This window comes from Kitasatospora albolonga (genome assembly GCA_002082585.1).
GTDB lineage: Bacteria > Actinomycetota > Actinomycetes > Streptomycetales > Streptomycetaceae > Streptomyces > Streptomyces stephensoniae.
On sequence record CP020563.1, the window covers coordinates 4,890,070 to 4,903,709 of the forward strand.

11 protein-coding genes, 5 pseudogenes and 2 CRISPR repeat arrays (1 of these 18 running past the window's edge) are annotated in these 13,640 nt (G+C 70.3%); of the genes and pseudogenes, 9 read left to right on the forward strand and 7 right to left on the reverse strand.

The features are described from left to right. Nucleotides 1–559: direct repeats of the CRISPR family, unit length 29 nt; unit sequence GGGACCACCCCCGCGTGCGCGGGGACGAC (it extends 568 nt beyond the left edge of the window). A 330-nt stretch (nucleotides 560–889) separates the two neighbouring features. Further along, nucleotides 890–1,920, reverse strand: a pseudogene (locus tag B7C62_21535) (MarR family transcriptional regulator). Nucleotides 1,921–2,391: 471 nt separating this feature from the next. Between B7C62_21535 and B7C62_21540 the strand changes: the two are divergent. Then, on the forward strand, nucleotides 2,392–2,766 hold the full coding sequence (locus B7C62_21540) for a hypothetical protein (protein ID ARF74529.1): 375 nt from the start codon (nucleotides 2,392–2,394) through the stop codon (nucleotides 2,764–2,766). A gap of 245 nt (nucleotides 2,767–3,011) precedes the next feature. Then, nucleotides 3,012–3,425 (forward strand): annotated as a pseudogene (locus tag B7C62_21545) (hypothetical protein). A gap of 367 nt (nucleotides 3,426–3,792) precedes the next feature. On the opposite strand, the gene B7C62_21550 reads toward B7C62_21545, so the two are convergent. Beyond that, nucleotides 3,793–4,014 (reverse strand): DUF397 domain-containing protein, encoded by a 222-nt coding sequence (locus tag B7C62_21550; protein ID ARF77310.1) that lies wholly within the window; start codon nucleotides 4,012–4,014, stop codon nucleotides 3,793–3,795. Nucleotides 4,015–4,116: 102 nt separating this feature from the next. Continuing rightward, a CRISPR array of direct repeats spans nucleotides 4,117–5,176; the repeat unit is 29 nt; unit sequence GGGAACACCCCCGCGTGCGCGGGGACGAC. Between the two features lie 299 nt (nucleotides 5,177–5,475). After that, nucleotides 5,476–6,627 carry a MarR family transcriptional regulator gene (locus B7C62_21555; protein ARF74530.1) on the reverse strand — a complete coding sequence of 384 codons (1,152 nt, stop codon included), beginning with the start codon at nucleotides 6,625–6,627 and terminating at the stop codon, nucleotides 5,476–5,478. A 375-nt stretch (nucleotides 6,628–7,002) separates the two neighbouring features. Between B7C62_21555 and B7C62_21560 the strand changes: the two are divergent. Continuing rightward, nucleotides 7,003–7,483 (forward strand): annotated as a pseudogene (locus B7C62_21560) (hypothetical protein). Nucleotides 7,484–7,582: 99 nt separating this feature from the next. Here the strand turns inward: B7C62_21560 and B7C62_21565 are convergent. Together B7C62_21565 and B7C62_21570 are read right to left on the reverse strand one after the other, a co-directional pair. Continuing rightward, on the reverse strand, nucleotides 7,583–7,798 hold the full coding sequence (locus B7C62_21565) for a DUF397 domain-containing protein (protein ID ARF74531.1): 216 nt from the start codon (nucleotides 7,796–7,798) through the stop codon (nucleotides 7,583–7,585). Continuing rightward, nucleotides 7,795–8,646 (reverse strand): transcriptional regulator, encoded by an 852-nt coding sequence (locus B7C62_21570; GenBank protein ID ARF77311.1) that lies wholly within the window; start codon nucleotides 8,644–8,646, stop codon nucleotides 7,795–7,797. Before B7C62_21570 ends, B7C62_21565 begins: the two co-directional genes overlap by 4 nt. An 81-nt stretch (nucleotides 8,647–8,727) precedes the next feature. Between B7C62_21570 and B7C62_21575 the strand changes: the two genes are divergently transcribed. The 3 genes and pseudogenes from B7C62_21575 (at nucleotide 8,728) to B7C62_21585 (ending at nucleotide 10,014) form a co-directional block, all read left to right on the forward strand. Then, nucleotides 8,728–8,988, forward strand: coding sequence for a hypothetical protein (locus tag B7C62_21575; GenBank protein ARF77312.1), 261 nt, complete (start codon nucleotides 8,728–8,730; stop codon nucleotides 8,986–8,988). Nucleotides 8,989–9,101: 113 nt separating this feature from the next. Then, entirely contained in the window at nucleotides 9,102–9,518 is a 417-nt protein-coding gene (locus tag B7C62_21580) for a hypothetical protein (protein ID ARF74532.1), read from the forward strand. Nucleotides 9,519–9,588: 70 nt separating this feature from the next. Next, nucleotides 9,589–10,014, forward strand: a pseudogene (locus B7C62_21585) (hypothetical protein). A gap of 171 nt (nucleotides 10,015–10,185) precedes the next feature. Here B7C62_21585 and B7C62_21590 read toward each other — a convergent pair. Then, entirely contained in the window at nucleotides 10,186–11,049 is an 864-nt protein-coding gene (locus B7C62_21590; protein ARF74533.1) for an alpha/beta hydrolase, read from the reverse strand. 54 nt (nucleotides 11,050–11,103) lie between these two features. Here B7C62_21590 and B7C62_21595 point away from each other — a divergent pair. Then, nucleotides 11,104–11,697: pseudogene (locus tag B7C62_21595) on the forward strand (TetR family transcriptional regulator). A gap of 184 nt (nucleotides 11,698–11,881) precedes the next feature. Then, a complete protein-coding gene (locus tag B7C62_21600) occupies nucleotides 11,882–12,661 on the forward strand; it encodes a hypothetical protein (protein ARF74534.1) in 780 nt (259 codons plus the stop codon). Nucleotides 12,662–12,779: 118 nt separating this feature from the next. On the opposite strand, the gene B7C62_21605 is transcribed toward B7C62_21600, so the two are convergent. Then, nucleotides 12,780–13,364 (reverse strand): hypothetical protein, encoded by a 585-nt coding sequence (locus tag B7C62_21605; GenBank protein ID ARF74535.1) that lies wholly within the window; start codon nucleotides 13,362–13,364, stop codon nucleotides 12,780–12,782. Between B7C62_21605 and B7C62_21610 the strand changes: the two genes are divergently transcribed. Then, the gene (locus tag B7C62_21610; GenBank protein ARF74536.1) at nucleotides 13,354–13,551 is read left to right on the forward strand and encodes a hypothetical protein; all 198 of its coding nucleotides are present in this window, start codon (nucleotides 13,354–13,356) and stop codon (nucleotides 13,549–13,551) included. The genes B7C62_21605 and B7C62_21610 overlap by 11 nt on opposite strands. The last annotated feature ends 89 nt before the right edge of the window (nucleotides 13,552–13,640 follow it).

A 13,640-nucleotide genomic window follows, 5' to 3' on the forward strand; every position in this document is an offset into this window, starting at 1 on the left:
CGGGGACGACAAGGCCGGACTCCTCCTCACCTTGGACGGGCTGGGACCACCCCCGCGTGCGCGGGGACGACCGCCCGCCGGTCAACATCGGCCTGCGGTCTGGGGGACCACCCCCGCGTGCGCGGGGACGACCGGGAGACGGACAACGTCGCGGTGGGTCTTGAGGGACCACCCCCGCGTGCGCGGGGACGACAGGGTGCAGGTCGGCCAGGTATGGAAGGGCCTGGGACCACCCCCGCGTGCGCGGGGACGACACTCCGTCGCAGTGGTGGATAAGCGCCGAGCCGGGACCACCCCCGCGTGCGCGGGGACGACGCGGCCGGGGACGGCAGCGCGTCGGGGAGGTAGGGACCACCCCCGCGTGCGCGGGGACGACGGGATGCCTACCCACCCCCTGGTCGCCGCCGGGGGACCACCCCCGCGTGCGCGGGGACGACTGGGCAGCATGGGAGGACCCTTCCGGTTCGGTGGGACCACCCCCGCGTGCGCGGGGACGACTGGAGCAGCGGCTCAAGGCCCTGGAGAGCCGCGGGACCACCCCCGCGTGCGCGGGGACGACAGTTCGTGACCTGCGGGTTTATGCGGTCAGGGGCTCGTTTTTGCTTACTTCTTGAGAAACGGACATCTCTCCCCTATGGGGCGGGCGGGCTGGGCCGGGACCTGTGTCTGTCAGGAGTGGTGCTGCCTTCCGCTGGTTGCGGCAGGCATTTCGTTCCTTGCGGGCGAGGCTTCGTCCTCTCCGCAGGTTAGTCACTGCGCAGCGGAGGCCGGGAGCGTTCGCGGGCTTTCTGTTCGCTGTCGCGAGCTCGGTGTCCAGGGTCTCGGTCAGGGCCGCGCAGGAGGCGTTGTCAGGCTGGCTGAAGTGTGGGTCGAGCCACCGTTGTTGGTTTCAGACGGGTTTGAGGAGGTCTCGGAGGTTGGCCATATGTGCCTTGATGTCGGCGACCTCGGCGGGTGGGGGCTGGGTTTCGTTGGTGTGGGTGGTGCGGCAGGGGCGGCAGAGGCCGTCGGGGAGGGCCTCTGGTTGGCCTGGGCGGCCGCAGGTGGTGCATTCGATGAGGATGCGGTGGGTGGGGGTGGGGCGCGGGGTGCTTGTGGGGGTGGGGAGGTGGGGTGGGAGTTTGTCGGTGAGGCGGCGGCGGATGAGGCCGGCGGGGTGGTCGATCGTGGCGGGGAGTCCTGCGGTGAGGGCGTTGGTGAGGTAGTCGATGCTCACGCCCCGGGCCAGCCATTGGGTGGCCTGTGCTTCGAGGGCGGTGCAGTCGTGGGCGGAGAGGGTGAGGCGGTGGTCCTGGTGGCCGAGGCGGGCCAGGGCCAGGTAGGCGGGGGAACGGGTGGCCTCGGGGTGGTTTGGCGGTGCCGGGGGTGGCGTCGTGTCAGGGGTGGGCTCTGCGTCCGGAACCTGGGGCGAGTTGCGTTGGCGCGGTACGGCGGTGGGGGCGTCCGGGGGCTTCGGGGCGGAGGTGGGGGTGGGGGCTTGTGCCGGAGGGGGTTCTCCGGCGGTGCGGGCAGTGGCGGCTCGGCGGTCGGGCTTCCCGGTGGTGGGGGTGGTGGCGAGGTGTCCGGTGCGGGGGTGGTGGTCTGGGCTGCCAGGTAGGTGTTCCACCACTCGTTGTCCCGTGCTGTGCGGGACCAGAAGGTGCGGAAGACCCAGCGGGTTTCGTCGCCCGCGCCGACCGGGCACCGGACCCGCCGTAAGTGCCCCGCCACCGACAGGGCCGTCAGCGCCGTCGAGATCGCCTGCTGGCCGTAGAGCGGGAGCTGCTTGGCCAGGTGTTTCACGCTCATCGCCGCGCCGTCGGGGAGGTGGTCGACGAACCCGGCCACGTACCGCTCGCGCGTCGGGAGCAGTGCGAAGTCGTGGCGCGTACGGGGCTGTTGGTCGGGGGTGGAGCGTTTGCCGTAACCGGGCTTGGCCATCGGGTACGGGGCACACGGTGCGGGTGTGTGCAGGGCGGAGCTAAGGTTCTGGGTAGCCACGGGATCGGCTTTCTGGGTTGCGATCTTGCGGTCAGACCCCGGCACTGGTGTTGTCATCACCGTGTCGGGGTCGCTTGGTTCTTGAACCGTAAGCAGTCCTCACGCTCCGCCGCAAGCTGTCACGATTAGTCATACTTCCCCAGCTGTGCGAGGGGAGGGAGGTGGGGGAGGTTTTCCCCAACCCCCCTGTTGTGGCCGCCGGTTAAAGAAGGCGCTCGAACCCCGAAGCTTGTGTCCCGACACCCGTGTCCCGAGGCCCGAGGCCCGAGGCCCAAGGGCCGAGCTTCGGGCCCCGTGCCCCGCATCACTGCCTCGGCCACCTGCCCTCGGGAGAACTCCGCGCGTGGGCTCGGAGTTCGGCTGCCGAGGTGGCGGGTTGTCCTGGCCGGGCGCGGACGTCATGATCGCGGCATGGCTGAGGAGACGGTGGTCGAGAAGACCTGGCGGGGGATATTGGAGAGGCGTCCCGGGGCGCGACTGGGGGAGCCCGCGGTCATAGAGGCCGCCTACGCCGAACCGCGGTTGCGGGCCTTGTTCCCTTTTCCGAGTCATGGGGCGCTCAACTTCCACCGGAACACGCAGGACCCGTGGAGCAACGACCTGCCGTTCATCGTGGGTGACGCGAAATCGTGCACCGTGTACGCGCCGCTGGGCGTGCCGCAGCGTGTCCTGGGTGCATCACTCACACCGCAGGAGGCGGCTGCGTTGGTCGTGGCCCATCTGCCCCTTGGCTGTGGCCCGGCCTTCGACGGGCCGTGGCCCCCACCGAAGAACTCCATCGACTGAACCAGCCGCCGAGCTGCCGTGCCGGTCCGAACGGTCAAGCTCCGCTGAGACGGGACACCCGGACCCCGTCCTCGTACCCTCGCACGAGGGAACCGGCCGGACCCGAAGCCCGGAACCCGGAGCTTGAGACCCGGGCTTCGGCCGCATCCGTCGGGGGCCGCCGAGGAAGGCGGACCGGGGGCGAGGGGTGTTCCCCACGCGGCCGGAGACGGTGAGGTGGTGAGGGAACGAGGGAGTGAATCGGCTTGGCAGAGATCGAAGTTCCGGGGCCTGAGCCCGACTGGCAGCCGGCCACGCAGCCGTCGTACGGCACCGGCAGGAACCCTGCTCATCAGTTCAGCGTCTGGGAGCATTCCGTCCACCTGTTCCAGATGATCGGCGTGCTGGCGCTGCCGGTGCAGCCCGTGGCCGAGCGGCTGCGTCTGGTCGTGGAGCGGTCGTGGGACGGGCTGGACAGCCTCGACGCCGTCCTGTTCGAGCTACGAGGTTTCGGCTTCGCGATCAGCAAGCACGACGGCAACCCGGTCGGCGTCTCGTACGTCTGGCTCACCATGCCGCACGAGCAGGCCGACCAGGCTCTGGACACCCTCCTGGAGGTGGTCGGGATCGGGGAGGACGCCGTCGTGTTCCGGGGGAATCCGCATGAGGGTCCCGGTGAGGGCCTCGGCGGGGGCTGCGGTGGGAACCTCGGTGGGAGCTCCGGTGAGGGCCCTGGTAAAGGCTCCGGTGAGGATCTCGGCGAGCGGATCGGTCCGGCGCGGATCGGCCCTGCGCGGGACGGTCCGGCGCGGGACGGTGGCGCTCTGGGCTGCGGTTCGCCGGATGGTGGTTCTTCGGACGGTGGGTCTCCGGATAGTGGCTCTTCGGACGGCGGCTCCCCAGGTGACGGCACAGGTGGCACCTCGTCGGCCTCGCTCCGGGCGTGGTTCCGGCGTGCCCTCCGTACGGCAAGAGCCTCCGGCTTCCCGTTCCGGAAGTAGGAGGCTCTTGCCGTCGTACGGCCGTGGGCCGATGTCCGTCGGGCCGTCAGGCGGCGTCGAACCCGCCGGACCGTACGCCCGCGACGAAGGAGGTGAACGCGGCGGCGGGGATGGTGAGGACGGGGCCGGTGGTGTCGTTCTTGGAGTCGCGGACGGGGACGATGCCGTGCGGGGCGGCGGCCAGGTTGGTGGCGACCTCGACGCACGCGCCGCCGTTTTCGCTGTACGAGGACGTGAACCAGCGGGGGGTTTCGGTGTCGGCCCTCATCGTCACGGGGTGCCCTTTCGTCGGTGGCCCGGTCAGTTCATGGGCAGGGATACCCACGCTTGAGGCGGCGAACGCGTCACTGGCCGAGCTGGTGGTGCGGGTGGGTTGATCAGCAGGTGCGCGGGACCACGGGGTGACGCGATGAAGGCCCCTGGAGCAAGGTGCCCCCGCGTGCGCGGGGACGACGTCGCGGACGAACTCACCGCAGTGGGTTGGACGGGAACACCCCCGCGTGCGCGGGGACGACTCGATGGTCACGCGGTCCTTCTTCCGTACGGGGGGAACACCCCCGCGTGCGCGGGGACGACTTCTCCGCGAAAAGGCACAGGTGCCAGTAGTGGGGAACACCCCCGCGTGCGCGGGGACGACGCGTCCGGGGCGCTGACCGGGCCGACGGTCGAGGGAACACCCCCGCGTGCGCGGGGACGACCTCGCCCTCCTTGAGGGCTTCTACCGCGGACTGGGAACACCCCCGCGTGCGCGGGGACGACAAGCACTCCAGGTACTGAGAGAAGTTCTGATCAGGAACACCCCCGCGTGCGCGGGGACGACGACCGCGACGACTGCGACACCGACTGATGGCCGGGAACACCCCCGCGTGCGCGGGGACGACCGGGGGGAGCTGTCGGTCGGCTCCCGCTCTGCGGGAACACCCCCGCGTGCGCGGGGACGACTCCTCCCACCCCCGGCCAAGCAGCGGCCGGGCGGGAACACCCCCGCGTGCGCGGGGACGACGCGATCCCCGAGGGCTACGACGGCTGGTGGACGGGAACACCCCCGCGTGCGCGGGGACGACCGTACGCCCGCTCAGAGCAGGACGGGCTTGATGGGAACACCCCCGCGTGCGCGGGGACGACTCTCGTACGCTCGTCACAGAGCAACGTCCTCGGGGAACACCCCCGCGTGCGCGGGGACGACGCTACTCCCTTAGCCCTCGCGGAGGCGGACAAGGGAACACCCCCGCGTGCGCGGGGACGACGCGGCGCGCAGGCGGCGGGTAGTGTGCTGGGTGGGAACACCCCCGCGTGCGCGGGGACGACACCTCGGGGCGCATCGGGATCGACTCGAACGCGGGAACACCCCCGCGTGCGCGGGGACGACCACCCGTGCAAGACCGGCCGGGCCAGCGCCAAGGGAACACCCCCGCGTGCGCGGGGACGACAGTTCGTGACCTGCGGGTTTATGTGGCCAGGGGCTCGTTTTTACTTACTTCTTGAGAAACGGGCATTTCTCCCCCATCGGGCGGTCAGGCCGAGCCGGAAGCTGCCTCTCCTCGCGGGCCGGAGGCTCGTTCTCTCCGCAGATTAGTCACTGCGCATCAGGGGCCGGGAGGGTTCGTGGCTTTCCGTTGCTTCTCATGGTCCCGGGGCCCCTGGTTTCTGCCAGGGTTGTGCGGGAGGCGTTGTCAGGTTCCAGGGCAAGGTACTTGGGTGATCCCGTGTGATCCCGTGCTGCTGGTTCTCAGACGGGTTTGAGGAGGTCGCGGAGGTTGGCCATGTGTGCCTTGATGTCGGTGACTTCGGTGGGTTGGGTCGGGGTTTCGTTGGTGTGGGTGGTGCGGCAGGGGCGGCAGAGGCCGTCGGGGAGGGCTTGTGGTGGGCCGGGGCGGCCGCAGTCGGTGCATTCCATGAGGATGCGGCGGGTGGGGGTGGTGGGGGTGTTCTCGGTCGGTAGGTGGGGCGGCATTTTGTCGGTGAGGCGGCGGCGGATGAGGCCGGCGGGGTGGTCGATCGTGGTGGGGAGTCCTGCGGTGAGGGCGTTGGTGAGGTAGTCGGTGCTGACGCCCCGGTTGAGCCATTGGGTGGCCTGGGCTTCGAGGGTGGCGCAGTCGTCGGCGGAGAGCGTGAGGCGGTGGTCGGTGCGGCCCAGGCGGGCCAGGGCGAGGTAGGCGGGGGAAGGGCCCGTTTCGGGGGTCTGGGGTGCTGCCGGGGCCGCGTCTGGGGTGGGAGGTGTGGGTGCGGTGTTTGGGGCCTGAAGCGGGGTGCGTTGCTGCGGTACGGCGGTGGCTTCGGGGTCCTGGACCGGCCCGGGGCCCTGCATCAGCCCGGGGTCCTGGGCCAGCCCGGGGTCCTGGGCCAGCCCGGGGTCCTGGATCGGCCCGGGGTCCTGGGCCGGCCCGGGGGTCTCCGGTGCGGGTGGGGGCTCCTCATCCGGGGCGCACGGAGGTGGTGGAGTGGTCGCTTTCGGTGCGGGGGCCGCTGCCTTCGTGGCGGTTTCGGTGGCGAGGTAGGTGTTCCACCACTCGTTGTCGCGTGCTGTGCGGGACCAGAAGGTGCGGAAGACCCAGCGGGTTTCGTCGCCCGTGCCGACCGGGCACCGTACGCGCCGTAAATGGCCCGCCACCGACAGGGCCGTCAGGGCGGTGGAGATCGCCTGCTGGCCGTAGAGCGGGAGCTGCTTCGCCAGTTGCTTTACGCTCATCGCCGCGCCGTCGGGGAGGTGGTCGACGAACCCGGCCACGTACCGCTCGCGTGTGGGGAGCAGTGCGAAGTCGTGCCGTGTACGCGGGGGTTGGTCGGGGGTGGAGCGCTTGCCGTAGCCGGGGTTGGCCATCGGGTACGTCGGGGAAAGTGCGGGGGCGCGCAGGGCGGAGCTAGGGTGTTGTGTAGCCACGGGATCGGCTTTCTAGGGTTTCGATCTTGCGGTCAGACCCCGGCGTCGGTGCTTCCAACACCGTGTCGGGGTCGCTTAGTTCTCGAACCGTAAGCACTCGTGACGCTCTGCCGCAAGCTGTCACGATTAGTCATACTTCCCCAGCTGTGACAGGGGAGGGGGGTAGGGAGGTTTTCCCAAACCCCCTGGTTTTCCCGCCGGTTAAAGAAGGCACTCGAACCTCGACGCTCGGGTCCCGACGCCCGTGTCCCGGGACCCGAGCTTCGGGCCGGGACCCCGCCCCCGTACCCTCACCCGACTGAACCGACTGAACCGACTGAACCGACTGAACCGACTGAACCGGGGGCCCGAGGCTCAAGGCTCGGGGGTCGAGCCCCGGGGTCTGGGCCCGACTGGCAGCCAGCCACGCAGCCGCCCTACGGCACCGGCAGGAACCCTGCTCACCAGTTCAGAGTCTGGGGGCATTCCGGTCCACCTGTGCCGGTGCAGCCCGTGGCCGAGCGGCTGCGTCTGATCGTGGGGCGGTCGTGGGGCGGTCGTGGGGTGGGCTGGACAGCCTCGATGTCGTTTTGTTCGAGCTGCGCGGTTTCAGTTCGCGATCAGCAAGCACGACGGGAATCCCGTCGGCGTCTCGTACGTCCCGCTCACCCTGCCGCACAAGCAGGCCGACAAGGGCCTGGACACACTCCTGGAAGTGGTCGTCGGGATCGGCGAGGATGCCGTCGCCTTCCGTGGAGACGCCCACTCGGCGCCGGATGCGGGCCCCCGGACGCGAAGCCGGGGAGTTGGTGCGGACCTCGGTGCTGCCTCGTCCGCTTCTCCCCGGGCGCCGTTCCGGCGTGCCATCGGCCGGTAGCGGTTTCGTACCGCAGTGACGGTCATGACAAGAGCCTCCTGCTTCCCCGATGCGGGAGCTGGAGGCTCTTGTTGTCCGGCCGGGCCGTCCGTCGGACCCTCAGGCGGCGTCGAACCCGCCGGACCGTACGCCCGCGACGAAGGAAGTGAACGCGGCGGCGGGGATGGCCAGCACCGGGCCGGTGGTGTCGTTCTTGGAGTCGCGGACGGGGACGATGCCGTGCGGGGCGGCGGCCAGGTTGGTGGCGACCTCGACGCACGCGCCGCCGTTGTCGCTGTACGAGGACGTGAACCAGCGGGGGGTTTCGGTTGTCACGTGATGCCCTTTCGCAACTGCTTGACGATGTCGACGGAGGCCGCCTGCGAGGGCGCTACCGCCTGCATCCGATGGTAGTCCGTGTGCAAGGGGAGCACAGCGGTCATTTCCCGTTCGACGTAGCCCTGTTGCGCGGATTCGGCGTACGACGCGAGTGAGCGGTCCACCATGGTCAGGATGTAGACCGGCAGGTTGAAGGGGCGGCGCTCCCCGAGGCTGAACGGGACCGCCTGGAGGATCGTGTTGGGCAGGTCGGCGAAGTCGATGAGGTGCTCGTACTGCGCCTTCATGACCTCGGGGCCGCCGACCGGGCGGAGCAGGCAGCTCTCGTCCAGCATGGCGAAAACCATCGTCTCCCGGCCCGCGAAGACCGCCTCCTGGCGCTGCGCGGTGACCGCGACCCGCTCCTTGGCCTGCTCGGGGGTGATGGCCCCGCGCCGGACGGCGCTCTCCGCGAGGACCGTCGCGTACTCCGGGGTCTGGAGCAGGCCCGGGACGACTCCGACCTCGTACAGCCGGATCTCCGCCGCCCGCTGCTCCAGGCGCAGGTACTCCGGGAAGCCCGCCAGCAGGCTGCCCTGCTTGATCGCCCGCCACTCCCGCTCGAAGGAGTCGGGGCTGCCGACCAGGCCGAAGATCTGATCGGCCCGTCGTGAGAAGGGGAGGGTTGCGGACTTGCGGCCAGTTTCCATCGCCGAGATGTGCCTGCCCGTGCAGCCCGCCAGATCCCCCAGCTCGTCCTGGGTCCAGCCGCGCTCGTCGCGTAACCTGCGCAGTCGCGCACCGTACGCGGCCTGCGGGCTGGCTTCGGCATTCAACTGCTTCCGATACACCAACGTGCCCTCCATTACGGCCAAGTTGAAGACCTTTCGACCGTAGGACACTCTGAGTCTCCCCGGTAGCCGTATAGCTACAGAGAGGAGCCAATGGTGTACGGCGAGAACAAGTGCCCGAATCCGCAGGAACCTCCCCGCGTCCCGAATCGTGGCGCGGTCATGGTCGACACCAGCCTCGGGGACCGCGTGGGGGAGTTCCGGGGGTTGGCCGGTCCCTACTGGTCGCTGCGGCCCATCGGCGGCGGACGCGAGTGGACCGCGCGGCCCCAGGATGTCCGCCCCGCGCTCCCGATAGAGGAGATCCGCGCCAAGAACAATCGGATGAACGCCCGCAGTCGAGGTGAAGTGCTGTGAACGCCTCTGCTCCGGTGGTCACTTGGCGGACCTTCGCTCCGGTGCCTGCCCGTCGTCGGTGCCCTGCTCCGGCGTCTGTACCCGCTCCCGTACCTGCTCCCGTACTCGTCTCTGTGCCTGCTCCCGCCCCTGCCCCCGTCCCCGTTCGTTGGTACGTTGCCGAGAGCAGCGCGGGCGATGCGGCGCGGTCCGTCCGGCTCGGCGGGATCATCGCCCCTACCCGGCGCCTCGCGCTCCGGTGGCTGCGGCGGCAGGCCCGGCGGTTCGCGGACGCGCTCGACCCCGACCCGTACACCTCCTGGATTCCGCCCCGCGCACTGCACCCGGTCGCGACCGGCACCCCGGGCGGCTCGCTCCCTGTCCCCAACGGTGCGCGGTACGACGCACCGGCCGAACTCCGGGCGTGGGCCGACAGTTTCCGCGAGCACGACTACGCGCTGCTGCGGCTCGCGGACGGGCTGCCGTACGAGTTCGTCGCCCGGGACCCTTCGGGCTGGTACGGGCTCGTGGTCCGTCCGCTGGCCCGGTAGTCGGACGTGCCTCTTCTTTCCCTCCCTGCCCCAACCCCCCTGCCCCCTCAACCATCGAGGATCGAACGACGTGTTGCAGTGCACCGCATTCGCCGTAGTCCCGCCGATGGGCGCGCTCGCCGTGCTCACCGCCCTGAGCGTCGAACCCGGCCGGACGCCGGACATGCCCGAGCTGGACGACATGCTGCTGTGCGAACTCGGCGAGCACGGCGGGGAGATCGAGCACGCCGCGCAGCTCTGGTCGGCCGAGATGGCCGCCGCGCGGGACCTGTGGATGTTCTGGGCCGATACGGACACCGATACCGGTATGCGGCGCAAGTTCCGGTTCGCCGAACTGCCCCCGTGCCTCGCCGTCAAGCGCTATCTGGCCACCGACGAAAGGGAGGCGTGCCTCCTGTTCGACCAGCACTCGGCCCCGCACTCCTGGGACGTGACGGACCCGCTCGCGGACCTGATGGCGGAGCGGGTGAGGGAGGAGGTGCGGAGGGAGCGGGACGGGGATGAGGGTGAGGACGGGGATGAGGGTGAGGACGGGGATGAGGGGGGCGAGGGAGAGAGTGGGGATGGAGGCGGCCGTCCGCCCGTGATTCCCGGGTAGCTCGGCTGGGAACAGGGGTCGGCAACTCTGAGGTGCGGGTCCGGTTCTGTCGCCCCGGTGGAAACGCCGTCATTCTGCCGCGCGCCGCAGGATACGGGCGGCCACCAGCTCCGGATCGTCGGTCGGCAGGGCGTGGCCCGCACCGGGCACGACCTCCACCTCGGCGGTGGGCGCGAGGGCTCCCACCCGCTCCGCGACCTGGTGTGTGTCGTGCAGTGAACTCCGCTCCCCCAGCAGGAAGAGCGAGGGGACGCGTACCCGGCGCAACTCCTCGTCGGAGAAGACCCGAGCCGGTGGAAGAGCGCGCCGGAACCCGACGGAGGCACGTCCCAGCTCCATCAACTCGGTCTCCAGGATGGCGCTGTTGCCGATCCGGCGGGAAAGCCAGGGCCTCAGTGCGTGCGGCGCCATGCCCGCCAGACCACCGGCGATGAGCCAGGCGTAGAAGCGGCGGCCGGGGTCGGCGAATCCGGCGGGTTCGACCAGGGTGAGGGCGGCCGTGCGGCCCGGGTGGTGCATCTGATGGCCGAGCGCCAGCCAGCCGCCGTAGGAACAGCCGACGAGGTGGGCGGCGGTGGCCTCCAGTCCGGTGAGTACCTCCTCCAGCCAGTGGGCGCCGTCCTCGGCGCCGGTCAGGGGCGCGCTCTGGACGCTGGCGCCCGGCTCGCCGACCGTGTCGACGGCGATCACCGTATGGCGGCGGGCGATCGGCGCGATGTACCGGTGCCACATCAGGGAGTTGCCGTTGGCGCCCGACAGCAGGACGACCGGGTCGGAGCTGGGCGGCCCGGCCCGGTGGACGCGGGTGGTGCCGAAGGAGGTCGGCAGGTCGAAGGTGTCCCCGGGGCCCGGCCAGAGCCGGTCGAGCAGGCGTCCGTAGACGGAGTGGAAACGCTCGCGGGTCTTGTCGTTCCTGAATTCGCCTATGCTCATGGTACAGGCGTATCACAACGTGGTACACGTGTACCACTACTAGGAGGTCGGACCATCGCCGCGCGTGTCGATCACGAGGAACGCAGAAAGCAGATCGCGGAGGCTCTGCTGCGTATCGCCGCCGCCGAGGGGCTTCAGTCGGTGAGCATGCGGGCGGTCGCCGCCGAGGCGGGCGTCTCCCTCCGGCTGGTGCAGTACTACTTCACGACCAAGCAAGCCCTGGTACTGGACGCCCTCGCCCGGCTGGGCACCCAGCTCCAGGCCCGTATGGACCGTTGGGTCCGCGAGGCGGAGTCTCCGCCGCAACCGCGCTCCACGGTCACCGCCATTCTCTCCAGCATCCTGCCGACCGACGAGGAGAGCCGTCGGATCACCCGGATCTACGCCGCCTACTACGTTCTCGTCCTCGGTGACAGCTCGCTGGAAGAGCACGCCACCCCCCAGCCCGCCCTGCTCGAAGGCTTCCTCGCCAAGCAACTCCGCCTGGCGCAGGAGGCCGGTACCGTCGGCCCCGAGAAGGACCCCGTCATGGTGGCGGCCGGACTGATGGCCATGGTCAACGGCCTCGGCTCCAGCGTGCTGGGCGGCCAGCGCACCGGCAAGGCGGCTCTGGACATCCTGCGCCACCACCTGGACGAGCTGTTCGGCCCGGCCGCCCCGCCATCCCGGCATCCGGCAGCTCATGACGGCGTATCACCCGACGACGATCCACCACGTGAGATCGTTTGAAGACACCGCACTCAGGGGCTTCATGGGCAGGCAGGCCGAACGTCATCAAGGGGATGCCGAGCGCGGCGGGAACGTCGGACGGCGCGGCGAGATCCCCTGGCCGGTGGCGCTCGTCCACGGTGTGGTGGCGGGCAGCTGTACGGCCTTCGGCGTGGCGCTCTCGTTGCTGTACGCCGACGGGGTGTCGGCCGGCCTGGTCCTCTTCTGGGTGCTGATCCTGGCGGCGGGGCCCGCGGCGGCGGTGCGGCGTTTCGGTATGCCGAGGGAGAAACGCCGGTTCGGGCGGGTCGTCGGCCAGGGGCTGGTGTCGGTGCTGTGGCAGGCGATGGCGGTTGCTCCGTTCACCTCGCTCTTCATCTTCTTCGCGCCGACGGACACGTTGTTCTGGCCGATTCTGCTGGTCTGGCTGTTCAGCGGCGGGTTCTGCGCCCTGTGGGCGAAAGCCGTCAGCCGGGAGCGGCCCTCGGCGGCCGTCGTCCGTCCCGGTGAGCCTCCGCTTGCCGCCGCCCGGTCGGCGGAGGAGGAGCGGGCCATCACGGAGTTCGGTGAGCTGCTCGCCCATCACCCCTTCGACGCGAGCCTGCCGGTCACGGAGTACGTGGAGCGGGCGGACTACTCGCTCGCGCTGACCGCGTACGAGCAGGCCAGGGCGGCCCGTCCGGGCGAGGTGCTGGGCATTCTCGCCGAGGGACGGACCGCGCTGGCCAGGCTGGATGCCCGGATGGGGCTGGACACCGTGCAGTCGAGGACCGGGTGCTTCTTCGACCACCGCCACGGCCCGGCCGTGGCCAGCGTGGAGTGGGCACCCGCCGGAGGGACCCGGCGGCGCATCGAGGTGTGCCGCGCGGATGCCGTACGGCTGGCCGATGAGCTGGGCCGATGAGCGGGGGCGGGGGGACGGCGCCGGGCTGGGCTGATGAGCGGGGCGGCGGGGACGGCGCCGGGCGGGGCCGATGAGCGGGGGCGGCTCGGCCTCCACCCGCCCGTCGGGACCGGCGGTGTTACTTCACCACGACCTTGTCCCCGGACGACTTCGACGGCCCGGTGGTGGTGTTGCCGTGGTACACCCAGCGCCACGTGCCCGTCTTGGACGCCTTGACGGTCGTCTTGAGGCCACCCGAGCTGTTCGCGTACACCTTCTTCACCGTGGTGTAGGAGGTGGACCCGGCGGGCTTGAACTGAAGGCTCACGTGGCGGCCTCCGTAAGAGGCGTACTTCCTGGTCTCCCAGTTGGCCCGCGTGACCTTTCCGGTCACGGTGATGGTCTTGCCCTTGACCGCCGGTTCGGGCGAGGCGTTGACGGTGAGGCGGGAGTTCCGCTTGACGTGGACCGTCAGGTTCTTGGTGTCGACGTCCCGGCCGCCGCCCTTGAAGTACACCTCGGCCGCGACCTTCCAGGCCCCGGCCTCGCTGTTGCGCATGGGCCACTCGCTCGGGTTGAAGTACATCGTCTCGTTGATGTCGCAGACGCCCGGGCCCCCGTCGGGGCAGTCGTTCCAGTCGATGGAGTGCCACAGCCGGTCATCCGTACCGTTGCGGTAGAGGAACACCACCCCCGGAACCTTCCACTTGCGCGTGGTCGTCATCCGGAAGGAGGCGGGTACCTTGACCCCCTTCGACGTCCCGATCACGATCGGCTTGCCGCCGTTCACCTGGACGCGGCTGAACGAGGCCCCGCCCTCGGCCGCTCCGGCCGGTACCGCGGCCACGGCCGTGAACACCGCCGCCGCGCCACCGGCCACGACGGCTCTCCAGATCTGCTTCCCCACGTGATCCCCGTTTCTTCGTACGGAAAGGCACCGGAGGCTCAACTCTTCGGCCCCCGGCGTCTCATAGACCGTCGGCATCCGCACGGAGTTGTA

Excerpts from the sequence above, each read along its gene's own strand:
- B7C62_21540 (ARF74529.1), top strand. The coding sequence starts at position 2,392 with ATGGCTGAGGAGACGGTGGTCGAGAAGACCTGGCGGGGGATATTGGAG.
- B7C62_21550 (ARF77310.1), bottom strand. The coding sequence starts at position 4,014 with ATGAGGGCCGACACCGAAACCCCCCGCTGGTTCACGTCCTCGTACAGC.
- B7C62_21570 (ARF77311.1), bottom strand. The coding sequence starts at position 8,646 with ATGGAGGGCACGTTGGTGTATCGGAAGCAGTTGAATGCCGAAGCCAGC.
- B7C62_21590 (ARF74533.1), bottom strand. The coding sequence starts at position 11,049 with ATGAGCATAGGCGAATTCAGGAACGACAAGACCCGCGAGCGTTTCCAC.
- B7C62_21605 (ARF74535.1), bottom strand. The coding sequence starts at position 13,364 with ATGACGACCACGCGCAAGTGGAAGGTTCCGGGGGTGGTGTTCCTCTAC.